This window comes from Dechloromonas sp. CZR5, from assembly GCF_008711155.1.
In the GTDB taxonomy this organism is placed as follows: Bacteria; Pseudomonadota; Gammaproteobacteria; order Burkholderiales; family Rhodocyclaceae; genus Azonexus.
The window spans coordinates 238,105-263,296 of the sequence record NZ_VUYQ01000001.1 but is presented as its reverse complement, the minus strand read 5'-3'; the positions used below and the strand labels follow the sequence as shown (position 1 = coordinate 263,296).

Annotated in this window: 23 protein-coding genes; 14 read left to right on the top strand and 9 right to left on the bottom strand. The window is 60.9% G+C overall.

Features of this window, described 5'->3' with window-relative positions:
* The first annotated feature begins 120 nt into the window (after positions 1-120).
* From F1002_RS01225 to F1002_RS01205, 5 genes are all read left to right on the top strand, one after another.
* Positions 121-585, top strand: coding sequence for a Dps family protein (locus tag F1002_RS01225; protein ID WP_223879413.1), 465 nt, complete (start codon positions 121-123; stop codon positions 583-585).
* A gap of 133 nt (positions 586-718) precedes the next feature.
* The gene (locus tag F1002_RS01220) at positions 719-2,206 is read left to right on the top strand and encodes a DUF4118 domain-containing protein (RefSeq protein WP_150427208.1); all 1,488 of its coding nucleotides are present in this window, start codon (positions 719-721) and stop codon (positions 2,204-2,206) included.
* Positions 2,203-2,892, top strand: a complete 690-nt coding sequence (locus tag F1002_RS01215) for a response regulator (RefSeq protein WP_150427207.1) — start codon at positions 2,203-2,205, stop codon at positions 2,890-2,892. Before F1002_RS01220 ends, F1002_RS01215 begins: the two co-directional genes overlap by 4 nt.
* Positions 2,893-2,917: 25 nt before the next feature.
* Complete coding sequence (locus F1002_RS01210) at positions 2,918-3,694, top strand: ferredoxin--NADP reductase (protein ID WP_150427206.1); 777 nt, start codon at positions 2,918-2,920, stop codon at positions 3,692-3,694.
* Positions 3,695-3,965: 271 nt separating this feature from the next.
* On the top strand, positions 3,966-5,282 hold the full coding sequence (locus F1002_RS01205; protein WP_223879412.1) for a citrate transporter: 1,317 nt from the start codon (positions 3,966-3,968) through the stop codon (positions 5,280-5,282).
* A 192-nt stretch (positions 5,283-5,474) separates the two neighbouring features.
* On the opposite strand, the gene F1002_RS01200 is transcribed toward F1002_RS01205, so the two are convergent.
* Both F1002_RS01200 and pmbA read right to left on the bottom strand, forming a co-directional pair.
* Positions 5,475-6,563 (bottom strand): TRAP transporter substrate-binding protein, encoded by a 1,089-nt coding sequence (locus tag F1002_RS01200; RefSeq protein WP_150427205.1) that lies wholly within the window; start codon positions 6,561-6,563, stop codon positions 5,475-5,477.
* Positions 6,564-6,661: 98 nt separating this feature from the next.
* Positions 6,662-8,005: a metalloprotease PmbA gene (gene pmbA, locus F1002_RS01195; protein ID WP_150427204.1), complete on the bottom strand. Its 1,344-nt coding sequence runs from the start codon at positions 8,003-8,005 to the stop codon at positions 6,662-6,664.
* Positions 8,006-8,074: 69 nt separating this feature from the next.
* Between pmbA and yjgA the strand changes: the two genes are divergently transcribed.
* Together yjgA and mog are read left to right on the top strand one after the other, a co-directional pair.
* Positions 8,075-8,611, top strand: a complete 537-nt coding sequence (gene yjgA / locus F1002_RS01190; RefSeq protein ID WP_150427203.1) for a ribosome biogenesis factor YjgA — start codon at positions 8,075-8,077, stop codon at positions 8,609-8,611.
* Complete coding sequence (mog, locus tag F1002_RS01185; RefSeq protein WP_150427202.1) at positions 8,604-9,188, top strand: molybdopterin adenylyltransferase; 585 nt, start codon at positions 8,604-8,606, stop codon at positions 9,186-9,188. Before yjgA ends, mog begins: the two co-directional genes overlap by 8 nt.
* Before the next feature lie 9 nt (positions 9,189-9,197).
* Here mog and F1002_RS01180 read toward each other — a convergent pair whose 3' ends face one another.
* Positions 9,198-10,748 carry a hypothetical protein gene (locus F1002_RS01180; protein ID WP_150427201.1) on the bottom strand — a complete coding sequence of 517 codons (1,551 nt, stop codon included), beginning with the start codon at positions 10,746-10,748 and terminating at the stop codon, positions 9,198-9,200.
* A 126-nt stretch (positions 10,749-10,874) separates the two neighbouring features.
* Between F1002_RS01180 and F1002_RS01175 the strand changes: the two genes are divergently transcribed.
* Genes F1002_RS01175 through F1002_RS01165 form a run of 3 tightly spaced genes read left to right on the top strand, consistent with a single transcriptional unit; the run spans position 10,875 to position 13,741 of the window.
* Positions 10,875-11,669, top strand: a complete 795-nt coding sequence (locus F1002_RS01175; protein WP_150427200.1) for a thymidylate synthase — start codon at positions 10,875-10,877, stop codon at positions 11,667-11,669.
* Positions 11,670-11,672: 3 nt separating this feature from the next.
* Positions 11,673-13,268, top strand: coding sequence for a glucose-6-phosphate isomerase (gene pgi, locus F1002_RS01170; RefSeq protein ID WP_150427199.1), 1,596 nt, complete (start codon positions 11,673-11,675; stop codon positions 13,266-13,268).
* On the top strand, positions 13,265-13,741 hold the full coding sequence (locus tag F1002_RS01165; RefSeq protein WP_150427198.1) for a dihydrofolate reductase: 477 nt from the start codon (positions 13,265-13,267) through the stop codon (positions 13,739-13,741). Before pgi ends, F1002_RS01165 begins: the two co-directional genes overlap by 4 nt.
* A gap of 71 nt (positions 13,742-13,812) precedes the next feature.
* Here the strand turns inward: F1002_RS01165 and F1002_RS01160 are convergent, their stop codons facing one another.
* From F1002_RS01160 to F1002_RS01145, 4 genes are all read right to left on the bottom strand, one after another.
* A complete protein-coding gene (locus F1002_RS01160) occupies positions 13,813-16,041 on the bottom strand; it encodes an arginine/lysine/ornithine decarboxylase (RefSeq protein ID WP_150427197.1) in 2,229 nt (742 codons plus the stop codon).
* Positions 16,042-16,115: 74 nt separating this feature from the next.
* Positions 16,116-16,682, bottom strand: a complete 567-nt coding sequence (gene dcd, locus F1002_RS01155) for a dCTP deaminase (protein ID WP_028994900.1) — start codon at positions 16,680-16,682, stop codon at positions 16,116-16,118.
* 71 nt (positions 16,683-16,753) lie between these two features.
* Positions 16,754-17,845 carry an iron-sulfur cluster carrier protein ApbC gene (gene apbC / locus F1002_RS01150; RefSeq protein ID WP_150427196.1) on the bottom strand — a complete coding sequence of 364 codons (1,092 nt, stop codon included), beginning with the start codon at positions 17,843-17,845 and terminating at the stop codon, positions 16,754-16,756.
* A 77-nt stretch (positions 17,846-17,922) separates the two neighbouring features.
* Positions 17,923-18,606 carry a response regulator transcription factor gene (locus F1002_RS01145; protein ID WP_150427195.1) on the bottom strand — a complete coding sequence of 228 codons (684 nt, stop codon included), beginning with the start codon at positions 18,604-18,606 and terminating at the stop codon, positions 17,923-17,925.
* Positions 18,607-18,803: 197 nt separating this feature from the next.
* Here F1002_RS01145 and metG point away from each other — a divergent pair, with 197 nt between their 5' ends.
* The gene (metG, locus tag F1002_RS01140; protein WP_150427194.1) at positions 18,804-20,912 is read left to right on the top strand and encodes a methionine--tRNA ligase; all 2,109 of its coding nucleotides are present in this window, start codon (positions 18,804-18,806) and stop codon (positions 20,910-20,912) included.
* A gap of 408 nt (positions 20,913-21,320) precedes the next feature.
* Positions 21,321-21,647, top strand: coding sequence for a hypothetical protein (locus F1002_RS01135; RefSeq protein WP_150427193.1), 327 nt, complete (start codon positions 21,321-21,323; stop codon positions 21,645-21,647).
* A gap of 20 nt (positions 21,648-21,667) precedes the next feature.
* On the opposite strand, the gene F1002_RS01130 is transcribed toward F1002_RS01135, so the two are convergent.
* Positions 21,668-21,859, bottom strand: a complete 192-nt coding sequence (locus tag F1002_RS01130) for a CopG family transcriptional regulator (RefSeq protein ID WP_150427192.1) — start codon at positions 21,857-21,859, stop codon at positions 21,668-21,670.
* A gap of 108 nt (positions 21,860-21,967) precedes the next feature.
* Between F1002_RS01130 and F1002_RS01125 the strand changes: the two genes are divergently transcribed.
* Both F1002_RS01125 and F1002_RS01120 read left to right on the top strand, forming a co-directional pair.
* Positions 21,968-23,659 (top strand): SulP family inorganic anion transporter, encoded by a 1,692-nt coding sequence (locus F1002_RS01125; RefSeq protein WP_150427191.1) that lies wholly within the window; start codon positions 21,968-21,970, stop codon positions 23,657-23,659.
* A gap of 12 nt (positions 23,660-23,671) precedes the next feature.
* A complete protein-coding gene (locus tag F1002_RS01120) occupies positions 23,672-24,010 on the top strand; it encodes a zinc ribbon domain-containing protein YjdM (RefSeq protein WP_150427190.1) in 339 nt (112 codons plus the stop codon).
* A 13-nt stretch (positions 24,011-24,023) separates the two neighbouring features.
* Here the strand turns inward: F1002_RS01120 and F1002_RS01115 are convergent, their stop codons facing one another.
* Positions 24,024-25,175 carry an FIST signal transduction protein gene (locus tag F1002_RS01115; RefSeq protein ID WP_150427189.1) on the bottom strand — a complete coding sequence of 384 codons (1,152 nt, stop codon included), beginning with the start codon at positions 25,173-25,175 and terminating at the stop codon, positions 24,024-24,026.
* Positions 25,176-25,192: the final 17 nt, after the last annotated feature.

Sequence of the window (25,192 nt, the reverse complement as noted above, 5' to 3'; positions counted from 1 at the left end):
GGCCCCGCTTTTTTTTCGCCATTGAATCGGTCTATGATTGCCATCGACATTGCTCATTGGCGTCAACCGCCCGACGGACAGACAATGCTCACCATCAACTCACAACATCAGGAGGTTGCCATGGATATCGGAATCACCAAAAAGGATCGCGAGAAAATTGCCGAGGGACTGTCGCGCCTGCTCGCCGACTCGTTCACGCTGTACCTGAAGACACACAATTTCCACTGGAATGTGACCGGCCCGATGTTCAACACATTGCACGTGATGTTCATGGACCAATACACCGAGCTGTGGAATGCCCTCGACCTGATCGCCGAACGCATCCGCGCGCTGGGTGTGGCCGCACCGGGAACCTACCGGGAATTCGCCAAGCTGACGGTGATCAAGGAAAGCGAAGGCAAGGTCAGCGCCGAAGAGATGATCAAGCAACTGGTGGCAGGCCAGGAAGCCGTGACCAAGACGGCACGCAGCCTCTTCCCGCTGGTCGACAAGGCTGGCGACGAACCGACGGCCGACCTGCTGACCCAGCGCATGCAGATTCACGAGAAGAATGCCTGGATGTTGCGCAGCCTGCTGGAAAGCTGAGCAACGACGCACAGTTGGTAAGGAAATAGCCCGCATAACGCGGGCTATTTTTTTCCCTCAACTTCACAGCCCTCAAAAAACGCCTGATCGTTTTGATGGCATTTTTATACCCGGTTTCTTAGCATCCTGGGCCATGCACATCGTCAAACATGAACCTTCATCAGCAGGTTACCTGTGGGCAGTTCTCGGAACTACCACCGGCAGCCTGCTGCTGAGTCCGCTTCATGACCGCGTTGATCTATCGAATATTGCTCTGCTCTACGTCCTGGCAGTCGTCACGGTAGCCGCCGCCTACGGCCGCGGCCCCGCTGTCCTCTGTGCACTTATCAGTTCGCTGTGCTACGCCTATTTTTTTGTACCCCCCCATTTCTCGCTGGTAATTACCGAAATCCAGCACCTCCTCGCCAGCATCATCATGCTGGTCGTCGCGTTGATGGTGAGCCACCTGACATCCCATCTGAAGCAACACGCCGACTACGCCAACCGGAAATCCAACGAAAGCACCAAGCTCTACGAACTCTCGCAAGCGTTGGCCGGAGCCATGACGCCCGACGCCGTCATTGCCCTGGCACGCGAATTCTTTGCCACCTCATTGCGTGCCCGGCAGGTGAACGTCCATTTCCCGAACGAATTCGATACGGCAACCGGGCCCATCTCACCATCCCTGCTCAAGGAATGCGTCCAACGAGCCCAGGTTCTCTCGCGCCCCACCGACAACGGCAATTTCTATGCGGTCATGCCGCTAACCGCGGCAAGCGGAGTGCAAGGCGTACTGGCGCTCGAAGTGGAAGCCAGCCTACTCTCCTCCGAACCGGCCGTGGAGTATATCGAGACCGTTGCTTCAGTCGTCGCCGTTGCGCTGGAGCGCTCGTTCTTGGCCGTCAAGGCCCAGGAAACCGAGGTTAAACATGCGGCGGAAGCATTGCGTAGTTCGATTCTCTCCGCACTATCGCACGATCTGCGCACCCCTCTGACGGCACTGGTTGGAATGGCCGAAACGGTGGCCATGGGCAAAGCCCCGGCGGACCGCCAGAAGCCTCTATTGGATGCCATTCGCGACCAAGCCCTGTCGATCAGCCAGCAAATGACCAAGCTACTCGACATGGCCAAACTGAGCGCAGGGAAATTCGAGCTAAATGCGGACTGGCAACCGATAGAGGAAGTTGTCGGCGCCAGCTTGCAGCAAGCCGAACTACACTGGCCGGCCCGAAAATTCCAGGTCACCGTTGCATCTGACCTCCCTCCTCTCAACATCGATGCCGTGCTGATTGAACGCGTACTGTGGAATCTCATCGAGAACGCAATCAAATACAGCCCGGACAACACGATCGTCGGCGTCAACGCCAAACGCAGCGAGGCACATATCGCGATCGAAGTCTGCGACAGAGGCCCCGGCATCGAACATGAGCGCAGGGAGGAACTGTTCGAATTGTTCCTACGCGGCAAAACCGAATCCGGCGTACCCGGTCTGGGTTTAGGTCTCTCCATTGCAAAAACCATCGTAGAAGCCCACGGTGGAAGGATCTTCGCCAGAAATCGCGACGGCGGCGGCAGTTGCTTCGAGATTTTATTGCCGGTCGAACCTCCTCCTGAATTTACCGAGATCGACGAACGCCCATGAGCCCATCAGAAAACATACTGGTCGTCGAGGATGAGCGGCAAATCCGCGAAGCGGTCGCCATGGCGCTTGAATGCGAGGGTTTTCAAGTCTGCCAAGCCGGTTCGGCCAGCCACGCCACACTCCAGGCAGCAAGCCAGAAGCACCAACTGGTCATTCTCGATCTCGGGTTGCCGGACCGCGATGGCGTCGACTTCATTCGCGACTATCGGGCCTGGTCGTCAACGCCGATCCTGATTCTCTCCGCTCGCAGCGAGGAAGGCAGCAAGGTCGATGCACTTGATGCAGGAGCCGATGACTACCTGACCAAACCTTTTGGCATCGCCGAGTTGCTGGCCAGGGTTCGCGCCCTGCTGCGCAGACGCCAACTCAACACGGCCGAACCCCAGCCCACCCTCCTGTTTGGCAACTACACCATCGATTGCGTCAATCGCGTGGTTACCCGTCAGGGCGAAGCTATTCATCTGTCGCAAATCGAGTATCGCCTGTTGGCTTTCCTTGCCGCCAACCCCGGCCGGGTACTGACCCACCGCCACCTTCTGGCTCAAGTATGGGGAGGACAGGCAGTCGAAAACCCTCAATACCTTCGCGTCTACGTCGGCCATTTACGTCAGAAGATAGAAGAAAGTCCCGCACAACCCCGCCACATCCTGACTGAAATTGGTGTCGGCTACCGTTTCCAACCCTGATTCCTCCCTTCAATACGATCCTGTCATGAGCGCCTATTCCACCGAAACCGTCCTTTCCGTCCACCATTGGAACGACACCCTGTTCAGCTTCCGTTGCACGCGCGGGACGGGCCTGCGCTTCACGAGCGGTCAATTCGTAATGATCGGCATCGAAGTCGATGGTCGCCCCTTGACCCGAGCCTACAGCATCGCCAGCGCCAGCCACGAAGAGCACCTGGAGTTCTTCAGTATCAAAGTAGAAAACGGCCCGCTGACCTCGCGCTTGCAGCATTTGAAGGTAGGTGACCCGATTCTGATCAGCAAAAAGCCGACCGGCACGCTGGTCCTCCGTGATCTGAAACCCGGCAAGCGTCTTTTCATGTTCGCTACCGGTACCGGCCTTGCACCATTCATGAGCCTGATTCACGAACCTGAAACGTATGAGCGCTTCGAGCAAGTCATCCTGATTCATGGCGTCCGCTGGACCAGCGAACTAGCCTACCATGACTACATCGAGCAGGACCTTCGCGACCATGAATATCTCGGCGACATGATCCGCGAACAATTGATCTACTACCCGACGGTAACCCGCGAACCCTTCCGGAACGAGGGGCGCCAGACGGACCTGATCCTCTCCGGCAAGCTGTTCGAAGATCTTGGCATTGCGCCACTGAACCCGGAAACCGACCGGGGCATGATCTGCGGCAGCCCGGCCATGCTCAAGGAAATTTCCGCGATGCTGGATAGTTTCGGTTTCGAAATTTCGCACCGCATTGGCGAAATGGGTGATTACGTCATCGAACGCGCATTCGTCGAACAGTAATCACATGCAACGGGACCGTGGCTCACCGCTTCCTGGTGTTGCGTCTGCGCCATGCGCAACAGTCGGAAAAGACGCTCCCGTCAGACAAGGCTGGTTGCTGCTGGAGGATGCCCTGCTCAAGCACGAGATGGGCTCCTCAACCCAAGCCTGCGTCTGGTCCAAGGCTCTGGCACAGCTCCCCGCCCCCCTTCAAACCACCCTGCCAACGCTCCGGCATTTGCTGGAACTCGCGGAAAAAGCCTGGCCCCGTCAAGCTGACTGAAAGAAAGCGATGCACCGCTCGATACTGCTTCTCGCCATCATTCCCCTCGCTGCATTCGCTGACGACGGGCTGCATGCCATGAGCGGCATTCCGGTCGATTTCATCCTGTTCGCCTTAACGCTGCTGGGCGTCGCACTGTTTCATAACGCAACCCTGTACGTTGCCCTGACGGGGCTGATCACGATCAGTCTCTACAAGATTTTTTTCAGCAGTTTCAAGACGGGTACCGGACTGCCCGGCCTCATCGGACATCTGGGACATGAATGGGTCACATTGGCCAACCTGTTCTGCCTGCTGACCGGCTTTGCCTTGCTGGCAAGGCATTTTGAAAAGAGCCATATACCGGTGATTCTGCCGAAATTCCTACCGAATGACTGGAAAGGCGGATTTGTCCTGCTGGTCATGGTGTTTATCATTTCAAGCTTCCTCGACAACATCGCCGCGGCCTTGATCGGTGGCGCCATGGCTCACCAGCTCTTTAAGGGAAAACTCCATGTCGGTTTTCTGGCTGCCATTGTCGCAGCCTCGAATGCGGGTGGATCGGGCTCTGTGGTTGGCGACACCACAACAACCATGATGTGGATTGACGGCATCGACCCCGCCACAGTTTTCCATGCCTATACCGCCGCCGGCCTGGCGCTGGTGATCACAGCCTACTTTGCCGCGAAACAGCAACATGCCTACTCGCCCATTATCAAGGCAGCCCATGAGCATACCCGACTGGACTGGGGACGTTTGTTCATCGTCCTGCTGATGCTCGGATTTGCCATTACAGCCAACATCACCATCAACGTGTCATGTCCGCAAATCGCTGACCGCTTCCCCTTTATTGGCGTCGCCGTTTGGCTGGCTATCGCGATAACCATCCCGGTTCGCCGTCACGACTGGGAGATCCTGCCCGACACGATCAAAGGCTCCATCTTTCTGCTGTCGCTGGTAACCTGCGCCTCGATGATGCCGGTCGAGGAACTCCCTGCCGCCTCATGGCAAAGCGCCATGACGTTGGGCTTCGTCTCGGCCGTATTCGACAATATTCCGCTTACCGCGCTGGCCTTGCGCCAAGGTGGCTTTGACTGGGGATTCCTGGCTTATGCCGTGGGCTTTGGCGGCTCCATGCTGTGGTTTGGCTCATCCGCCGGCGTGGCGCTAGTCAGCATGTTCCCCGAAGGACGATCCGCCAAGCAATGGCTACTTCAGGGATGGCATGTAACCGTGGCTTACGTTGCCGGTTTTTTCTTCATGCTCGCCGTTCTCGGCTGGCATCCGCAAGCGCCACACAAAAGTACGGCAGTCCCGAGTTCGCCAACAACAACAGCACCTCGGTAATCATGGCCTCTATCTGGCGCATACTGACCTACATTGCGATCCTTACAAGCGCAATTGCCTTGCTGACCCTGATTTTTGGCAGCAAGGGAAAACGCCGGCAGGATGACGATCTTTGAAGCAAGGGTCCGCCATGGAAATGACGCCACAAAAAAACCCGCGGAATCCGCGGGTTTTTTGTTGGGCGAGAGCCGCTTATTTGTGCGACTGGAGGAAGCGGTCCATGCGCATTTCGGCAACGCTGAACCAGGCGTTCTGCGTCTTCCGATATTTCTCCCACTCGGTGTAGACCTTCTTGAATGCCGGGTTCTTGCCAGCTTCGTCGGCGTAGATCTGCTGGGCTGCCTTGTAGGCGGCCTCGAGGATTTCGTCGGAGAAGGAGTGCAGCTTGACACCGCTTTGGAGCAGCTTGGACAGGGCGATCGGGTTCTTGTGGTCGTATTCGGCCATCATCGTGACGTTGGCTTCGTACGCGGCAGCCTGGAAAGCGGCCTGGTATTCCTTCGGCAGCTTGTCCCATTCCTTCTTGTTGACGAAGAAGTGGATGACCGGGCCGGATTCCCAGAAACCCGGGTAGTAGTAGTTCTTGGCGACCTTGTAGAAACCGAGCTTTTCGTCGTCGTACGGACCAACCCATTCGGCGGCGTCGATGGTGCCCTTTTCCAGCGCCGGATAGATGTCGCCACCGGCGATCTGCTGCGGCACGACGCCGAGTTCGTTGAAGACGGTGCCGCCCAGGCCGGCGATACGCATCTTGACACCCTTGAGGTCAGCCAGGGTCTTCACTTCCTTGCGCCACCAGCCGCCCATCTGGGTACCGGTGTTGCCGCCGGCGAAGGAGACGACGTTGTAGTTGGCGTAGAAATCGTCGAGGGCCTTCTGACCGCCACCGTAGTAGATCCAGGCATTCATCTGGCGGGCATTCATGCCGAACGGAACGGCCGTGCCGAAACCGAAGGTCTTGTCCTTGCCGACGTAGTAGTACGAGCAGGTGTGGCAAACCTCGACGGTGCCCTGCTGCACGGCGTCCAGCGCCTGCAGGCCCGGAACGATTTCACCGCCCGGGAAAACGCGGATGTCGAACTTGCCGCCGGTCATTTCACGCAGACGGTTGGCCAGCACGTCGGCGCCGCCGTAGATGGTATCCAGGCTCTTCGGGAAGGAAGAGGTCAGACGCCATTTGATGTTCGGGGCGGACTGGGCAATGGCCGGGGCGGCCAGAGTGGTTGCTGCACCTGCGGCGGCGCCTACGGATGCTTTTTTCAGAAAATCGCGACGTTGCATATTGTCTCCTCCAGAAGGTAAGTCACGTCAAGCCTGTTGGCTGGTCCTATTTTTCACCAATCCCAATGCTTTTGCGAGTGGTGGAAAACCCTAATCGTTCACTCGCCGGCGACCGTCATGCGCTCGATCATGATCGAGCCGGTCTGCTTGGTGCCACGGATCTGCACATCGTTGCCGACCGCGACAATCCCGGCCAGCATGTTCTTGAGGTTGCCGGCAATCGTGATCTCCTCAACCGGATGGACGATTTTTCCGCTCTCGACCCAATAGCCGGCCGCGCCGCGCGAATAGTCGCCGGTCACGTAGTTGATGCCGTGGCCGAGCAGTTCGGTCACCAGGAGGCCTCGCCCCATCTGGGCGAGCAGGCCGTCCAGGTCGTACTGGCCGGGCTGGATGATCAGGTTGTGGCTGCCGCCGGCGTTGGCGGTCGTCTGCATACCCAGTTTGCGCGCGGTGTAGGCGCTGAGGAAATAGCCTTGCAGGATGCCATCGGTCACGATATCGCGATCGCGCGTCGCCACGCCGTCGCTGTCGAAGGCTGCGCTGCCGAGGCCGCAGGGAATATGGGGGCGTTCGGCGATCTGCACGAAGTCCGGCATGATCCGCTTGCCCAGATGATCGATCAGGAAGGAGGACTTGCGGTAGAGCGCTCCGCCACTGGCGGCATGCACCAGACTGCCAAGCAGGCCGCCGGCGAGCTGGGCTTCGAAAATGACCGGAAATTCCCCGGTCTTGACCTTGCGCCCCCCCAGGCGGGCCACCGCGCGCTCGGCGGCAATACGGCCAACCTGCTGCGGGTTGTCGAGACGGCTGGCGTCGCGATGCGTCGTGTACCAGTCGTCGCGCTGCATGGCGTCCTGTTCGCCGGCAATGACCGAACAGGAAATATAGTGGCGCGAAGTCGGGTAGCCGCCCATGAAGCCCAAGCTGTTGGCCGACACGAAATGCGCCTGCTGCGTCGAGATCGAGGCACCTTCCGAATTGCTGACCAGCGGATTGGCATCGAAGGCGGCCTGTTCGCAACGCCGCGCGGTATCGATGGCTTCCTCGACGCTCAATGCCCACGGGTGATAAAGATCGAGGTCAGGACAATCCTTGGCCATCAGCGCGGCATCGGCGAGGCCTGCACAGTCGTCCTCGGCGGTGAAGCGGGCGATATTGAGCGCCGCCTCGACCGTTTCACGCAACGCTTGCGCGGAAAAATCGGACGTGCTGGCGTAGCCCTTGCGCTGCCCTGCGTAGACAGTGATGCCGATACCCTTGTCGCGATTGAACTCGATGGTCTCGACCTCGTCACAACGAACCGTGACCGATTGGCCGAAGCCCTCCGAGACATCGACCTCGCAGGCCGTCGCGCCCTTGTTGCTGGCGTGTTTGAGCACATCCTCGGCAAGTTGCTGCAGGGTGGCGAAGGCGTAGGAAAATGCGGCGGTTTCGGACATGAGGGCGGCGTCGGAGCGGTAAAATCGCTATCATAACAGCCCGCCCTAGACCGCCTCCGATTGGTTCACATGCAAGACGAAGATTTCACCGAAGATACTGGCCGCCCCTCGAAAACCAAGCAGAAGGAGGCGATGCACGAACTGCGCGACCTGGGCGCCGAACTGGTCGAGTTGTCGGTCGGCCAATTGAAGCGCATCAACGTCCCCGAGACTATTTTCGATGCTGTTCGCGAATGCCAGAAAATCACCGCCCACGGCGCCCGCCGCCGGCAGGTGGCCTATCTCGGCAAACTGATGCGCGGCGTCGACGATGAGCCGATCCGCGCCGGACTGGCCATGCTGCGCGGCGAGTCCTCCGCCGAAACGGCGCGCCTGCATCGCCTGGAGCGCTTCCGTGGCCGCCTGCTGGAAGACGAGGCCGTCCTCGCCGAAATCGCCGCCCTATGGCCGGCCGTCGACCTGCAGCATCTGCGCACCTTGCGTCGCAATGCGCTGAAGGAAAAGGAAAACAACAAGCCGCCGAAGAACTTCCGCGCCATCTTCCAGGTCCTGCAGGAGCTTGACCAAAAGGCCGCCCCCGCTCCCGAGGAGAATGACGATGAATGAAGAACTCGTCGTCGCTCTGGTCTCCATCAGTGACCGCGCTTCGACGGGCGTTTACGAGGACAAGGGCATCCCGGCCCTGCAGGAATGGCTGTCGTCTGCACTGGCCTCGCCATGGCGCGCCGAAACCCGGCTCATCGCCGATGACCGGCCGACCATCGAGCAGACGCTGATCGATCTGGTCGATCGCGCCGGCTGCCATCTGGTGCTGACCACCGGCGGCACCGGCCCGGCCTTGCGCGACGTCACACCGGAAGCCACCCTGGCCGTCGCCGACAAGGAAATGCCGGGGTTTGGCGAAGAAATGCGGCGGATCAGCCTGAATTTCGTACCGACCGCCATCCTGTCGCGGCAGGTCGCCGTCATCCGCAAGCAGGCGCTGATCATCAACCTGCCCGGCCAGCCCAAGTCGATCCGCGAAACACTGGAAGGCGTCCGCGCCGCAGACGGCACGGTCAGCCACGTCGGCATTTTTGCCGCCGTGCCGTACTGCATCGACCTGATCGGCGGCCCTTACGTCGAGACCAACCCGGCCATCGTCAAGGCTTTCCGCCCCAAATCGGCCATCAGGCCGCAGTAAAGCGCCACCTCACACGGTGCCGATGGCGCCCTGGCGATAGCGCGCCAGTTCGTAATCGGCTGTCTGTTCAAGCAACGAAACAGGCTCCAGTACGAAACGGCGTCCGTCGCGCACATACTCCAGCGACTCGCGCGGCGAGAACGCGCCGTATGGAAGGATCACGCGCGACTCGCCGGCTTCGTTGCCGTCCAGCAACAGGAGCACCGGCGTTGTCGCCGCCGCGCCATAGCTGGAAGCGGAACGGACATGCACCTCCAGGGCATTGGCCTGGCGAGACAAGGCCTCAATGCCGATCCGGGCTTCATTTTCCGATTCGCGGTGATAGCGGCGAACGACGCCGATCAGCCAGTTGTCGCCGCCTTCCGGCTGCATGGCGATCAGCGCGCCGACCCGCAACCACTCCCCCGGGACATCCCCAAGCACGGCACCGAACCCGCCTCTGCTGACATTCTCGACCACCCAGCTTTCGATCGGCAATCCTGCGGGACGCCCGCCAAACTCGCCCGAAAAAACGACGAAGGCGTTAACCAGGCCGTGCAGCACCGACATGCGGTGCATCACGCGATGCCGGTCATGCTTGCGCTGCGGCGGGACAGGCGCCAGATAACTGGTCAGATGATTGAGCACGCGCGCCACCAGCTTTGGCTGGTATTGCCCGCCCAGATCCAGCTCCGCCGGCACGTCCCCACCGCGCTTGAGGACGTCAAGCAGGGCCAGCATGTCCTGGTGGGCACCGGCCGGCTTGATGAAGCGCTGGGTCGGCGTCGCACAAGCCGGCATTCTGGCCAGACGAAGCGGCGGCTGGGCTAGTTGCAGATCGGACCAATACACGCTGTCGACCAGGGCACTGCGCGTGAAGACGAAACCGCCCAGAAAATGGGCGATCAGCCGCTCAGCGATTTCAATCTCCAGCGGCAGCAGGCTGCCCAGCGAAGCGGCCTGGAAAACCATGACCTTCTGGTACTCGATGACCGGCGAGGTCATACCCGCCTTGCCGATCAGCGGGACCGGTTTTTCGGCCGCATCGGCTGCTTCGGCGGCCAGCAGTGCCTGACCGAGCGGCCGCCACAATTCGGCGCGCATGGGGCCATAGTGGAACTGCTCCCACTTGAGCACCGCGCCCAGTGCCGCGATCAAACGAACACAGAGGGCGGGCACGACGCTCGACGGCAGCTCTCCAACGCCCGGCTTGTCCACAACCCCTCCGAGGCAGCGCGCGTAGGCGGCCGACAACAGGCGCCAGAATCCATAATTGATGGACCACAGGCGCTTCTCCTCCGAACGGGAAAGCCGGGCAGCCTGGAAATACTCGCGAGACAGGCGCTTGAGATGGGGGTAGGCCGCCTCTTCCAGCGCCTGCGCCACATCATAGAGGCGCCCCACCGGGAAGTCGTCGATGCCGGCCAGCGACTCGAGCCAGCCGGTAATTTCATCCTGCGCCTTGAAGGCATTGTCCTTCGGCAATTCACTGAGAATCTTGCGCATCTCGCGCGGGTTGGCCAAGGGATGATCGCTTTTCCCGCCCCACATCCCTCCCAGCGTTGCAACCTTCTCGAACACGGCGCCTCTCCAGAAAAACCTATTTTTGATGGGAGCTCCCGCCCCGGCATTCGAATCGGATAAACAGCCGAATGCACTCCCCGAGGTAGAATAGCCGATCTGTATTTTCCCCGGATAGTCGAATCGATGCAGCCCTACCTAGACCTGATGCGCCATGTACTCGAAAACGGCCACGACAAGTCGGATCGTACCGGCACCGGAACCCGCTCGGTATTCGGCTGGCAGATGCGCTTCGACCTGAACCAGGGCTTTCCGGTCGTAACCACCAAGAAGCTGCACCTCAAGTCGATCATCCACGAACTGCTGTGGTTCATCCAGGGCGACACCAACATCAAGTACCTGCAGGACAACGGGGTTCGCATCTGGGACGAATGGGCCGACGAGAACGGCGATCTGGGGCCGGTCTACGGCAAGCAATGGCGCCGCTGGGAAACGCCGGACGGCCGCCTGATCGACCAGATCACGCAACTGGTGCAGGGCCTGAAGAACAATCCGGACTCCCGGCGCCACATCGTTTCGGCCTGGAATCCGGGCGACGTCGACAACATGGCGCTGCCGCCGTGCCATTGCCTGTTCCAGTTCTATGTCGCCAACGGCAAGCTCAGTTGCCAGCTCTACCAGCGCTCGGCCGACATTTTCCTCGGCGTCCCCTTCAATATCGCCTCGTATGCACTGTTCACCCTGATGCTGGCGCAGGTATGCGGCTACCAGCCCGGCGAGTTCGTGCACACCTTCGGCGACGCCCACCTCTATTCGAACCACTTCGAGCAGGCACGCCTGCAACTGGGCCGCGAGCCTCGCCCCTTGCCGACCATGTGGATCAATCCGGATGTGAAGGACATTTTCGCCTTCCGCTTCGAGGATTTCCGCCTGGACGGCTACGACCCGCACCCCCACATTGCGGCGCCGGTCGCCGTCTGAACCATGCAGGTACCGCTTCGTCCCGCCTGGTTGGCGCTCACCGACCATGCCCGCAGCCTGAAACCGCGTCATCTGCGCGACCTGTTCGCCAATGACCCGGAGCGCTTCACCCGCTTCTCGCTCCGCCATGATGCCTTGCTCATCGACTACGCCAAGCAGCGCATCAACCCGGAAACCATGACCCTGCTCCGCCAACTGGCCGAGCAAGCCGACTGGAGCGGCTGGGTGAAGCGGATGCGCAACGGAGAACCGATCAACCACACCGAGGAGCGTGCCGTCCGCCATGTCGAACTGCGCGCCGGCGACAAAGCACCTCACGAGGTCAAACGGGTCCTGGCGCGCATCGCCGACTTCTGCGAGCGCATCCACAACGGATCCTGGCGGGGCTATTCCGGAGAACGCATCACCGATGTGGTCAACCTGGGCATCGGTGGCTCGGACCTCGGACCACGCATGGTCGTCCACGCCCTGTCGGCGTGTCAGCAACCCGATTTGCGCGTCCATTTCGTTTCCAATCTGGACGGTGCCGACCTGGCCAGCAGGCTCACCGAACTCGACCCGCGCAGCACCCTCTTCATCGTCGCCAGCAAGACCTTCACCACACTGGAAACGATGGCCAATGCGCGCACCGCCCGCTCCTGGCTGCTCGCTGCGGCAGGGCGTGCCGACGCCGTCGCCCAGCACTTTGTCGCGACATCCAGCAATCAGGAAGCCGCGCAGGCCTTCGGCATCACGCCGCAAAACGTGTTCGAATTCTGGGATTGGGTCGGCGGCCGCTTCTCCCTGTGGTCGGCCATCGGCCTGCCCATCGCCCTGGCCGTCGGATTCCACCATTTCGAGCAACTGCTGGCCGGCGCGCATGATATGGACGAGCACTTCTTCGCCGCACCAGCCCGCGAAAACCTGCCGCTGACCCTCGCCCTCATCGCCCTGTGGAACACCAATTTCCTCGAAGCCCACAGCCACGGGGTCTTCCCCTACAGCCACTCCCTGGCCCTGCTCCCCTCCCACCTCCAGCAGCTCGAGATGGAAAGCAACGGCAAGCGGGCCAACCGTGACGGCGTAGCGGTCGACTACGCGACCAATCCCATTCTCTGGGGAGCGGCCGGCACCAACGGGCAGCACTCGTTCTTCCAGTTGCTGCATCAGGGAAGCGCCCTGATCGCCAGCGACTTCATCGCCCTCGGCCGTTCGGACTACCCCTTGCTCGGCCACCACAGCGACCTGCTGGCCAGCTGCCTGGCCCAATCGTCAGCGCTGGCCTTCGGCCAGACCGTGGAAGAAGCCCGCAACGCAGGCATTCCCGAGCATCTGCTGCCGTTCCGCCGCTTTCCGGGCAACCAGCCGTCAACCACCATTGTCCTCTCCGAGCTGACGCCTTTCGCCCTCGGCCAACTGCTTGCTCTCTACGAACACAAGGTCTTCTGCCTCGGCATCCTGTGGAACCTCAATTCCTTCGACCAATGGGGCGTCGAACTGGGCAAGCAACTGACCGGCCGCCTGGCCCCGTGCATTCGTGGCGACGCGGCGACTGACAGCCTGGATGCGTCGACACGCGGACTCATCGAGCATCTGCGCCAATTCAGGAATCCGTCATGAGCGAAGTCGCCATCATTGCCGCCGTTGCCAATAACCGGGTCATCGGCAAAGACAACACCCTGGTCTGGAACATCCCGGCCGACATGGCGCATTTCAAGGCGCTGACCAGCGGCCAGACGGTGATCATGGGGCGCAAGACCTGGGAGTCGCTGCCGCCGCGCTTTCGTCCGCTGCCCGGCCGGCGCAACATCGTGATAAGCCGCCAGCCTGCCTACGCCGCCCCCGGCGCCGAACTGGCCGATTCGCTGGAGGCCGCGCTGGCCCTGGCGGCGAGCGCGGAAACCGCTTTCGTCATCGGCGGCGAGCAGATTTACCGGCAGGCGATGGCCTTTGCCGATCGACTGGAAATCACCGAAGTCGATCTCGAACCGGAAGGCGATGCCTGGTTCCCGGAAATTCCCGCCACCATCTGGGACAAGGTGGCCACCACCCCTGGCGAGGGTTACGCCTTCGTCACCTATCGCCGGCGCTGAAACGGCGGCACCAAGCAAAATACCCGCCGAGGCGGGCATTTGCACAACACCTAGCTATCCGGCAATCGCGCTCAGCGCACGCAATCGACGTAGTAGCGGCCGTCCTTGCCCTTGACCAGACCATGCACGTCGGTCTCGAAACCCGGGAAGGTGGCATTGAATTCGCGGGCGAACTTCAGGTAGTTGCAGATGGTCTTGTTGAAGCGCTCCCCCGGGATGAGCAGCGGAATACCCGGCGGGTAGGGCGTGAGCAACACGGCGGTGACCCGCCCTTCCAGCTCGTCGACCGGCACGCGCTCGATCTCGCGGTGTGCCATCCTGGCAAAGGCGTCGGCCGGACGCATGGCCGGCACCATGTCCGACAGATACATCTCGGTCGTCAGGCGGGCGACATCGTTCTTCTTGTACACGCCGTGAATCTGGGTACACAGGTCGCGCAGGCCGACACGCTCGTAGCGCGGATTCTTCTGCACGAACTCCGGCAGTACCTTCCACAGCGGCTGGTTCTTGTCGTAGTCGTCCTTGAACTGCTGCAGTGCGGTGACCAGGGAATTCCAGCGGCCCTTGGTGATGCCGATGGTGAACATGATGAAGAAGCTGTACAGGCCGCACTTCTCGACGATCACGCCGTGCTCGGCGAGATACTTGGTGACGATGGCGGCCGGGATGCCGATTTCGTCGGCGAAGTCGCCGTCGACGTCGAGACCCGGGGTAATGATCGTCGCCTTGATCGGGTCGAGCATGTTGAAGCCGTCGGCCAGGTTGTTGAACCCGTGCCAACGCTCACCGGGCTTCAACATCCAGGCGTCGCGCTCCTCGATGCCCTCCTCGGAGAGGTCGTCCGGCCCCCACACCTTGAACCACCAGTCGGCGCCCCACTCCTCATCAACCTTGCGCATGGCGCGGCGGAAATCCAGGGCTTCGGTGATCGACTCCTCGACCAGCGCGGTGCCGCCCGGCTCTTCCATCATCGCCGCCGCCACGTCGCACGAGGCGATGATCGAGTACTGCGGCGAGGTCGAGGTATGCATCAGGTAGGCCTCGTTGAAGATGTCGCGGTCGAGTTTGTTGTTCTCGGCATCCTGGACGAGGATCTGCGAGGCCTGCGAAAGGCCGGCCAACAGCTTGTGCGTCGATTGCGTCGAAAAGACCATCGACTCCTTGCAGCGCGGGCGGTCGGCGCCGATGGCGTGGTAGTCGCCGTAGAAGTCGTGGAAGGCGGCATGCGGCAGCCAGGCTTCGTCGAAATGCAGGGTGTCGATCTTGCCGTCGAGTTCGGCCTTGATGTCCTCGACGTTGTATAGGATGCCGTCGTAAGTCGACTGGGTGATGGTCAGCACGCGCGGCTTGGCGTTCTTGTCGGCGATGAACGGGTTGGCGGCAATCTTCTTCTGGATGCTGTCCCAGGCGAATTCGCTCTTCGGGATCGGTCCGATGATGCCGAAATTGTTGCGCGTCGGCATCAAGAAAACGGGGATCGCGCCAGTCATCATGATGGCGTGCAGGATGGACTTGTGGCAGTTGCGGTCGACAACCACGATGTCGCCGGGTGCCACGGTCGAGTGCCAGACGATCTTGTTCGAGGTCGATGTGCCGTTGGTGACGAAGTACAGGTGATCCGAGTTGAAGATACGTGCGGCGTTGCGCTCGGAGGCGGCGACCGGTCCCGTATGGTCGAGCAGCTGGCCGAGTTCCTCGACCGCGTTGCAGACGTCGGCTCGCAGCATGTTCTCGCCGAAGAACTGGTGGAACATCTGGCCGACCGGGCTCTTCAGGAAGGCGACGCCGCCCGAGTGACCGGGACAGTGCCACGAATAGGAACCATCGGCCGCGTAGTGCGTCAGGGCGCGGAAGAACGGCGGCGGCAGGCTGTCGAGATAAGAATTGGCTTCGCGCTTGATGTTGCGGGCGATGAACTCCGGCGTGTCCTCGTGCATGTGGATGAAGCCGTGCAGCTCGCGCAGGATGTCGTTCGGAATATGGCGGCTGGTCCGCGTCTCGCCGTGCAGGAAGATGGGAATCTCGGCGTTCTTGTGGCGGATTTCGGTGACGAAGGCGCGCAACTCGGCCAGCGTTTCCTCCGGTTCCAGCGCCAGTTCCTCGTCGTCGATGGACAGGATGAATGCCGAGGCGCGGCTCTGCTGCTGGGCGAACGAGGTCAGGTCGCCGTAACTGGTCACACCCAGCACTTCCATGCCTTCCTTTTCGATCGCCTCGGCCAGCGCGCGGATGCCTAGACCCGAGGCATTCTCGGAACGGAAGTCTTCGTCGATGATGATGACGGGAAAGTGGAAGCGCATGGGATTCAATCCTCAAAAAGCGGCGACCCGCCGCAGCGGGTCGAAGAATATGTCGGGTTGGTTACCGGAATACGTCAGATTTTGGGCAGGGTGACGCCTTCCTGCCCCTGGTACTTGCCACCGCGATCCTTGTAGGAGGTTTCGCAGATTTCGTCGGACTCGAAGAACAGCACCTGGGCACAGCCCTCCCCCGCGTAGATCTTGGCCGGCAACGGGGTGGTGTTGGAGAACTCCAGCGTGACATGGCCTTCCCATTCCGGCTCGAAGGGGGTGACGTTCACGATGATGCCGCAGCGGGCATAGGTCGATTTGCCGAGGCAAACGGTCAGGACCGAGCGCGGAATGCGGAAATATTCCATGGTGCGAGCCAGCGCAAAGGAGTTCGGCGGAATGATGCAGACGTCGGACTCGATTTCGACGAAAGATTTGGGATCGAAATTCTTGGGATCGACCACCGTCGAGTTGATATTGGTGAACACCTTGAATTCGCGGGCGCAGCGGATATCGTAGCCGTAGCTCGACGTACCGTAGGAGACGATCTTCTGGCCATTGACCTCGCGCACGAGGTCCGGCGCGAACGGTTCGATCATGCCGTGTTCCTGCGCCATGCGGCGAATCCACTTATCTGATTTGATGGCCATTTTTTCTATTCCGCGCTGCAAAAAACAAAGGCGGGATTTTACCCGCCTTTGTCGTTGGAATTGTCTACAAATTACGTGTTCTGAACCACGATATTCGGGAATTTCGACGTCATGTCCTTCGCCTTCTCGCCGATCTTGACCGCCACGCGGCGGGCGATGCCGCGGTAGATCTCCGCCGTGCGCGAATCCGGGGCGCCGACCACGGTCGGCTTGCCCCCGTCGGCCATCTCGCGGATGGCCAATTCAAGCGGCAGACGGCCCAGGAACTCGACGTCGTAGTCGGCACACATTTTCTCGCCGCCGCCGGTGCCGAAGATATGTTCTTCGTGGCCGCAGTTCGAGCAGATATGGATGCTCATGTTTTCGACGATACCGAGGATGGGGATATTCACCTTCTCGAACATCTTCAGGCCCTTGCGCGCGTCGATCAGCGCGATGTCCTGCGGCGTGGTGACGATCACAGCCCCGGTCACCGGCACCTTCTGGGCCAGCGACAGCTGGATGTCGCCAGTACCCGGCGGCATGTCGACGATCAGATAGTCGATGTCGCGCCAGTTGGTCTGACCGAGCAGCTGATCGAGTGCCTGGGCGACCATCGGGCCGCGCCAGACCATGGGTGTTTCGACATCGACCATGAAACCGATCGACATCGCCTGCACGCCGTAGGCTTGCAGCGGCTCCATGCTCTGACCATCCTTCGATTCCGGCTGCTGGCCGGCCAAGCCGAGCATTTGCGGCTGCGACGGGCCGTAGATGTCGGCATCGAGGATGCCGACGCTGGCGCCTTCCTGGGCCAGGGCCAGGGCCAGATTGACCGCCGTCGTGCTCTTGCCGACGCCACCCTTGCCGGAGGCCACGGCGATGATGTTCTTGACACCCGGCATCAGCTTGACGCCCATCTGCACCGAATGCGCAACGATCTTGGTATACACGTTGGCGGAGACGTTGCCGACGCCCTGCACGGCGCGCACGGCAGCAATCACCTGCTTGCGGATGGCATCGATCTGCGTCTTGGCCGGGTAGCCGAGCTCGACATCGAAGGAGACATCGTCACCATCGATCTTGATGTTCTTTGCCGACTTGCCGGCAACGAAATCCTTGCCGGTATTGGGATCGACTGCAGCAGAAAGCGCAGCCTTGATGTGCTGTTCAGTGAAACTCATGGAAACTCCGGGTTGGGTGGACGGCCGGGAAATACCCGAGCAATTTTGTCTAGTATAACCGAAACCCGGAGCGAGAATCAGCTTCCCTGCACCGTATCGAGACGATAGCCCTGCCCATACACCGAGGACAGCATCAGGCCGCTTTCGCCCGACAGGCCCAGCTTCTTGCGCAGGCGGCTGGCGTGGGTGTCGACCGTGCGGGTATCGACCCCGGCATCGCGCGCCCAGACGCTGGTCAGCAATTCATCCCGCGACAGCACGCGACCGATGTTCTGAAGCAGGATGACGGCCAGCTCGAATTCGCGCTGGGTCAACTCGACCTCGGCACCGGACAGGCGAATGCGGCGCCCGTCGAGGTCGATTTCGATGCCCCCGAAATTCAGGGTGCTGACGCGCGGCTTGCGGCGTCGCAGGAGCGCGTGGATACGCGCCATGAACTCCATGTAGCGGATCGGTTTCGGGATGTAGTCATCGGCACCGAGGCGCAGAATGTCGGCGGCCGCTTCCTCGTCGGTACGTCCGGTACAGAAGACAACCGGCACATCCCACCCACATTGTTCACGCACGCGCTTGAGTACTTCGTCGCCCCCCATGTCCGGCAGGTTCCAGTCGATGATGAAAAAATCGAAGCTGCGACTCTTGATTGCTTCAAGACACGAAGCCCCATCAGCAAACACATCAACCTGGTGCCCCTCGCTCTTCAGTAGGGCTTTCAATACTTCTGCCTGACTCCGGCTATCCTCAACTACTACGAAATTCATAGTCCCTCCCCAATCCGCGGCAGATTCTGCCCCCTCTATCGCCTTTCAGCAATGATAGCAACATCAATTTCACCAAACGTACACATTCGTTTACCTTTCTTCACAAAGCATACTCCGGACCTCCCGACACCGTTTGCCGCAACGCGCCCCCCTTCATCGCGGTAAAATCACGCTTTATCTTTCAAGATTCGCCTCCCATGCCGCGCAAGATCCTTGTCACCTCCGCTCTGCCCTATGCCAACGGCGCCATCCACCTCGGCCACCTGGTTGAGTACATCCAGACCGACATCTGGGTGCGCTACCAGAAAATGGCCGGCAACGAATGCTGGTATGTCTGCGCCGACGACACGCACGGTACGCCGATCATGCTGCGCGCGGAGAAGGAAGGCATCACGCCGGAGCAACTGATCGAACGTGTCCATGGCGAGCACTACCGGGATTTCTCGGGATTTCACGTCGGTTTCGACAACTACTACAGCACCCACTCGCCGGAAACCCGCGCCTGCGCCAACGACATCTACCTGAAGCTGCGCGACGCCGGCCTGATCGAGGTGCGCACCATCGAGCAGTATTTCGACCCGGTCAAGCAGCTGTTCCTGCCCGACCGCTTCATCAAAGGCGAGTGCCCGAAATGCCACGCCAAGGAGCAGTACGGCGACAACTGCGAGGTGTGTGGCGCCGCCTACGCACCGACCGACCTGATCGAACCGTTCTCCGCTATTTCCGGCGCAAAGCCGGAACTGCGCAACTCGGAACACTATTTCTTCAAACTGTCCGATCCGCGCTGCGAAGCTTTCCTCCGCCAATACACCGCCAGCGGCGTGCTGCAGAACGAAGCCGCCAACAAGATGCAGGAATGGCTGGGCGCGCCGGGCGACAACAAGCTGACCGACTGGGACATCTCGCGCGACGCCCCCTATTTCGGTTTCGAGATTCCCGACGCACCGGGCAAGTATTTCTACGTCTGGCTCGACGCACCGATTGGCTACATGGGTTCGTTCAAGAACCTGTGTGCCCAAAAGGGACTCGATTTCAACGAATACTTCAAGCCGGATTCGCAGACCGAGCTGTACCACTTCATCGGCAAGGACATCCTCTACTTCCACGCCCTGTTCTGGCCGGCCGAACTGCAACACGCCGGCTTCCGCACGCCGACGAAGATTTTCGCGCACGGTTTCCTGACCGTCGATGGCGCCAAGATGTCCAAGTCGCGCGGCACCTTCATCACCGCCGAGAGCTTCCTGAAAACCGGCCTCAACCCGGAATGGCTGCGCTATTACTATGCCGCCAAGCTGTCCGCCACGATGGAAGACATCGACCTCAACCTCGAGGACTTCTGCGCCCGCGTCAATTCCGACCTCGTCGGCAAATACGTCAATATCGCCAGCCGCTCGGCCGGCTTCATCGCCAAGCGCTTCAACGGCCAGCTGGCGCCGGCCGCCGCCGACTTGCCGGCCATCAAGGCCATCCAGGAAGCCGCGCCGCGCATCGCCGAACTGTACGAAGCCCGCGAGTTCGGCAAGGCCATGCGCGAGATCATGGCCCTGACCGACGCCGCCAACCAGTACGTCGACAGCGTCAAGCCGTGGGAGCTGGCCAAGCAGGAAGGCAAGGAAGTCGAACTGCATGCCGCGTGCACCAATGCGCTGAATCTGTTCCGCCTGCTTACCGTGCTGTTGAAGCCCATCCTTCCGGTGGTCGCCGGCAAGGTCGAGCAGTTCATGAACATCGCCCCGCTGGCCTGGAATGACGTCCAAAGCCTGCTCGCCGCCGGTCACACCATCAACGCCTACGAACACCTGATGACGCGCGTCGATCCGAAACTGATCGAGAAGCTGGTCGAGGCCAACAAGGAATCGCTGGCCCCGGCACCAGAACAGCAATCCCAGCAGCGCCACGGCGAACACCAGCAGAAGGAAGCGGCCAAGGCCAAGGATGGCAAAGCGCCCCCCGCCCCGGTTGCCGAAGGGCTGTGCGGCATCGACGACTTCATGAAAGTCGACCTGCGCATCGCCCGCATCGCCAACGCCGAACACGTCGAAGGCGCCGACAAGCTCGTGCGCCTGACTCTGGATGTTGGCGAGGAAAAGACGCGCAACGTCTTCGCCGGCATCAAGGCCGCTTACGACCCGGCGCAGTTGATTGGTCGCTTGACCGTCATGGTCGCCAACCTGGCACCGCGCAAGATGAAGTTCGGCCTGTCGGAAGGCATGGTTCTCGCGGCATCCGACACGGACGGCAAAACGCCGGGACTCTTCCTGCTGTCACCCGATTCGGGCGCTCAGCCGGGCATGCGAGTCAAATAATCGCGCCCCGGGAATGTGGCTTGGGAACCCGAGCCATATTCCTGCTGCAGCGCAACAATCCCGCCTTTTACTTCAAGTATCACTTTAACTTAGGCGCCCAATCCATCCCCAGGATTTACTCTTTTCAAACTATCCACAAAATCTGTGGATAACTCTGTGAATGAATATGGGCGAGCAGCACTAAGTCACCGTTTCACAAGGATTTTCCTTACCTTGCCTGAAAGTTGAGCTTGGCTATAAGCTATTGATTTAAAATAAATTAGCGGCACACAACAGCAAAACAACAAATTCAACATCATCGAATTGTCAAGTCGAACCAGACAACTTCAATTCTGTGCATAACTCACACCTTCCTCATCGCCTGTCAAGCCCTCTGAAGGTTTTTTTGTCATATAGAAAGCACCCGCCATGCTCAACAACGTGACACGCCCGCCCCGCCCCCGTCTGACCGGCCCCATTCTGGCCTACGCCTTGGTCGATGTCTTCGGCCTGTCGTGCGTCGGCATCGGTGCCAGCTGGTTTGCCGCTGGCAAGCCAGCCATTCTCTCCAACTTCCCGACATCGCTGGCGGAAGCGGTGGCCTGCACCGCTGGCGGTGCTGCGGTCATGATCTGGGCGGTCGCCCGCATTCTGCGCGAAATCGCCAAGCAGGCGCCCGAGCTGCAGGCGCGCTACGACGCCTATATCGCCGTCCAACACCCTGACAAGGTGCGCCCCAAGGACGAAGCACAATAGCGCCCTTCGTGCGGCGCGGGCTACTCGGCCTTGCTGCCCGGCTTCAGCCAATCGGGCAATTCGCGGCTGCCGGCGTTGTCGATGATGTATTGCCGGATCAAGCGGCGTACAACCTGCGATGACGTCAGGTCGTGCTCGCTGCAGATTTCCTCGAACAGCTTCTTCTTGCGCGGATCGATCAACAGGGTCAGACGGGCCGTGCGGTTCTCCATGATGCATTGCTCTTGTCGGATTTATATCGCCCCATGTTAACATATGATTAACATTGACGATTAATACAGTGCTCATATAATGCACCGCTTACTCCTCGAGCGCGTGCCATGAAAATCGCTTTTCGCCCCAAGCTCCTCGATTGCCTGCCCGGCTATAACCGGGCGCAGCTGGGCAAGGATCTCGCTGCGGGGATCACGGTCGGCATCCTCGCCCTGCCGCTGGCCATGGCCTTCGCCATCGCCTCCGGCTGCTCGCCGACAGCCGGCATCTGGACAGCCATCGTCGCCGGCTTCGTAACCTCGGCATTCGGCGGTTCGCGTGTACAGATCGGCGGCCCGACCGGCGCCTTCATCCCCATCGTTTATGGCATCGTCGCCGTGCACGGTTTCGGCAACCTGCTCGGTGCCACCATGCTGGCCGGCGTCTTCCTGCTCGCCATGGGACTGGCGCGTATGGGGCAGCTCATCCGCTTCATCCCGGTCACCGTCGTCATCGGCTTCACCAACGGCATCGCCGTGGTCATCTTCCTCGCCCAGATCAAGGATTTCTTCGGCCTGAAAATCGACAGTCTGCCGGCCGAATTCTTCCTGCGCATCAAGACCCTGGCCGCCTACGCCGACACGGTCGATCTGCCGACGCTCGGCCTGGCCTCGGCCTGCTTCGCCTTCCTGCTTTCCTATAACTGGCTGGCGCAACGTATCGCCGTGCTGCGCCGGGCGCCGGGGCCGCTCGCCGTGCTCGTCGTCGGCACGCTGGTTTCCTTCCTGTTCGACCTGCCGGTGGAAACCATCGGCAGCCGCTTCAACGGCATTCCGCAGGAATTGCCCGGTTTCGGGTTGCCCGCGCTATCCATCCACGATTTCGGCAAGCTGATCTCGCCGGCCATCACCATCGCCCTGCTCGGCGCCATCGAATCGCTGCTCTCGGCCCGCGTCGCCGACAGCCAGATCGACGACCGCCACGATCCCAATCAGGAGCTGGTCGCCCAAGGGCTGGCCAACATCGCTGCCCCGCTTTTCGGCGGCTTTGCCGCCACCGGCGCCATCGCCCGCACCACCACCAACGTCAGGACCGGCGGGCGGACGCCGATTGCCGGCATCATCCACGCCGCCGTGCTGCTCGCCATCGTCCTGCTCGCCGCGCCGCTTGCCGCCTACGTGCCGCTCGCCACGCTGTCGGCCATCGTCATGGTCGTCGCCATCAACATGGGCGAGTGGCACGAATTCGTCGAACTGAAACGCTATTCGTACAACTACCGGATCATCCTGCTCGTCACCTTCTTCGTCACCGTACTGTTCGACCTGACCATCGCCGTCGAACTGGGCATGGTACTGGCGAGCCTGTTCTTCATCTACCGCATGTCGGAACTGACCCGCATCGAGCGCCGCCCGTTGCGCGAGGAAGCCTCCGAACCGCGCTTCCTGTACCCGGACGGCAGCATGCGGGTCACCGCCTGGCAGTTGTTCGGCTCGCTGTTCTTCGGTGCGGTCAACAAGCTGGAGGCCCTGCTCGACCCGGCCGCCGGCCACCCAGAAGTGGTCATCCTGGACATGACCCAGCTCATCCAGCTCGACACGACGGGCCTCGAAGGCCTGGAGAATCTGCTCGACAAATTGAAGAAACGCGGTTGCACCTTGCTCGTTTGCGGACTCAACTCACAGCCCGGCTCGCTGCTCTACCGCTCCGGCTTCATCGACCATCTCGGTGACGACAACGTTTGCCCGGACCTGAGCCATGCGCTGCAACGCGCCTATATCCTGCTGCCCAACCTGATGGGCGGCGACGAAGAAGACTACTGACAAGGAAACCCCATGAGCGCCCTGCCCCAATGCCCGCAATGCAACTCCGAATACACCTACGAGGACGGCGACAACTTCGTCTGCCCCGAATGTGCCCATGAATGGCCGCAAAAAGCCGCCGAAGCCGTCGAGGAACAGCGCGTCTGGAAGGACGCCAACGGCAACGTGCTGCAGGACGGCGATTCGGTCACCGTGATCAAAGACCTGAAGATCAAGGGCAGCTCGTCGGTCGTCAAGGTCGGCACCAAGGTCAAGAATATCCGCCTGATCGAAGGCGATCACGACATTGATTGCAAGATCGACGGTATCGGCGCCATGCAGCTGAAGTCGGAATTCGTCAAGAAGGCCTGACCGGCCCTTCCCCTCACTTGCCGGCTTCGGCCGGCAGGCTCAGGCAAACGATTGCCGCGTTGTGGAAGCGCGGTATGTGAAGGTCACTCTCCTGGTCAATCTCGCCCAGTGACAAGGCGCCGACCAATGATGAAGCACCGGTGGCGCGAACGAGCTGATCAACCTCGCTGACAGCCGCTGCCCCCAGATGCATCCGGCGTCCGGCGCAATAGAAGGTCAGCACGGGGTGCCCCTGGACCGCATCCTGGCCCGCCTCCAGCGTTGCCGCCAGGCTGGCGATGCAACGGCTGTTCTCGGCAGGAGGCGCCTTGAGCAGCCGCAGCAACGAGTTGGGCGGCACCTCGCCGACGCACCACAAGCTTCCCGCCTCGTCGAAAGCGACGGGAATACGGACCAGCACATCCACCGCCGTGATCAGGCCGAACGGGAAATGCACGGCATAGTCGTAGAAATTGTCGTGGGTCAGATCGATGCCGAACTCGCGACGAATGACCTCCTGATAGACGGCAAAAGCGGGACGACCGTCGATATGCTCGACACGATTGCCCTGGCTGGAGGTTGCTCTCATCAACGTCTCGGATACCGGGTAATCGTGGCGCAGCGCCAACGTCCCGACTTCGTCGCCGAGCAGCATGGCCAGCACGCCGCCGCCGATCAGGCTTTCGCCATCGAACAGGCAGGGCATCGGCTGAAAGCTTTCGCTACCGGCGCACACGCCCGCATAGCAAACACCCTTGCCCAGTTCCTCGTACAGACCGTACAGCAAGGAGGAGACATTCGGCAGCATGCTGTCGAACAGCATGAACAAAATAGGCGCCCTACCGCCGGGCAGCGCCTGCCGGATGGCACGCGCCAGCGGCTGTACATCGCCAGAGGCCAGGTCGGGGACCAGGAAATGCGTGGGCATGCTGTCGAAACAGACCAACCAGAGTCCATCCGTATGAAAGCCGTCGTTCGCCACCAGGGCCGGAAAGAGGGCACCGATGAGCGGCATCGACAAACCCCGGCAACGCGCCTGCAGCAGCGGAACGATATCCTTCTCGGCCTCCGGCAGCAAAGCCAGGATGCCCGCTCCAGGCCAGCGCAGCTTCCACGCGCGCAACAGAACATCTAGGTCGGGCTCACGGGCAGGAACCCACTGCTGGCTGACAATCATGGCATTCATCTGGGCCTAATGGGCTG

Excerpts from the sequence above, each read along its gene's own strand:
- F1002_RS01215 (WP_150427207.1), top strand. The coding sequence starts at position 2,203 with ATGAGCCCATCAGAAAACATACTGGTCGTCGAGGATGAGCGGCAAATC.
- F1002_RS01175 (WP_150427200.1), top strand. The coding sequence starts at position 10,875 with ATGCAGCCCTACCTAGACCTGATGCGCCATGTACTCGAAAACGGCCAC.
- F1002_RS01115 (WP_150427189.1), bottom strand. The coding sequence starts at position 25,175 with ATGAATGCCATGATTGTCAGCCAGCAGTGGGTTCCTGCCCGTGAGCCC.
- pgi (WP_150427199.1), top strand. The coding sequence starts at position 11,673 with ATGCAGGTACCGCTTCGTCCCGCCTGGTTGGCGCTCACCGACCATGCC.
- F1002_RS01120 (WP_150427190.1), top strand. The coding sequence starts at position 23,672 with ATGAGCGCCCTGCCCCAATGCCCGCAATGCAACTCCGAATACACCTAC.
- F1002_RS01125 (WP_150427191.1), top strand. The coding sequence starts at position 21,968 with ATGAAAATCGCTTTTCGCCCCAAGCTCCTCGATTGCCTGCCCGGCTAT.
- F1002_RS01205 (WP_223879412.1), top strand. The coding sequence starts at position 3,966 with ATGCACCGCTCGATACTGCTTCTCGCCATCATTCCCCTCGCTGCATTC.
- F1002_RS01220 (WP_150427208.1), top strand. The coding sequence starts at position 719 with ATGCACATCGTCAAACATGAACCTTCATCAGCAGGTTACCTGTGGGCA.
- F1002_RS01135 (WP_150427193.1), top strand. The coding sequence starts at position 21,321 with ATGCTCAACAACGTGACACGCCCGCCCCGCCCCCGTCTGACCGGCCCC.
- dcd (WP_028994900.1), bottom strand. The coding sequence starts at position 16,682 with ATGGCCATCAAATCAGATAAGTGGATTCGCCGCATGGCGCAGGAACAC.
- F1002_RS01210 (WP_150427206.1), top strand. The coding sequence starts at position 2,918 with ATGAGCGCCTATTCCACCGAAACCGTCCTTTCCGTCCACCATTGGAAC.
- mog (WP_150427202.1), top strand. The coding sequence starts at position 8,604 with ATGAATGAAGAACTCGTCGTCGCTCTGGTCTCCATCAGTGACCGCGCT.
- pmbA (WP_150427204.1), bottom strand. The coding sequence starts at position 8,005 with ATGTCCGAAACCGCCGCATTTTCCTACGCCTTCGCCACCCTGCAGCAA.
- yjgA (WP_150427203.1), top strand. The coding sequence starts at position 8,075 with ATGCAAGACGAAGATTTCACCGAAGATACTGGCCGCCCCTCGAAAACC.
- F1002_RS01165 (WP_150427198.1), top strand. The coding sequence starts at position 13,265 with ATGAGCGAAGTCGCCATCATTGCCGCCGTTGCCAATAACCGGGTCATC.
- F1002_RS01225 (WP_223879413.1), top strand. The coding sequence starts at position 121 with ATGGATATCGGAATCACCAAAAAGGATCGCGAGAAAATTGCCGAGGGA.
- metG (WP_150427194.1), top strand. The coding sequence starts at position 18,804 with ATGCCGCGCAAGATCCTTGTCACCTCCGCTCTGCCCTATGCCAACGGC.
- F1002_RS01200 (WP_150427205.1), bottom strand. The coding sequence starts at position 6,563 with ATGCAACGTCGCGATTTTCTGAAAAAAGCATCCGTAGGCGCCGCCGCA.
- apbC (WP_150427196.1), bottom strand. The coding sequence starts at position 17,845 with ATGAGTTTCACTGAACAGCACATCAAGGCTGCGCTTTCTGCTGCAGTC.
- F1002_RS01160 (WP_150427197.1), bottom strand. The coding sequence starts at position 16,041 with ATGCGCTTCCACTTTCCCGTCATCATCATCGACGAAGACTTCCGTTCC.
- F1002_RS01145 (WP_150427195.1), bottom strand. The coding sequence starts at position 18,606 with ATGAATTTCGTAGTAGTTGAGGATAGCCGGAGTCAGGCAGAAGTATTG.
- F1002_RS01130 (WP_150427192.1), bottom strand. The coding sequence starts at position 21,859 with ATGGAGAACCGCACGGCCCGTCTGACCCTGTTGATCGATCCGCGCAAG.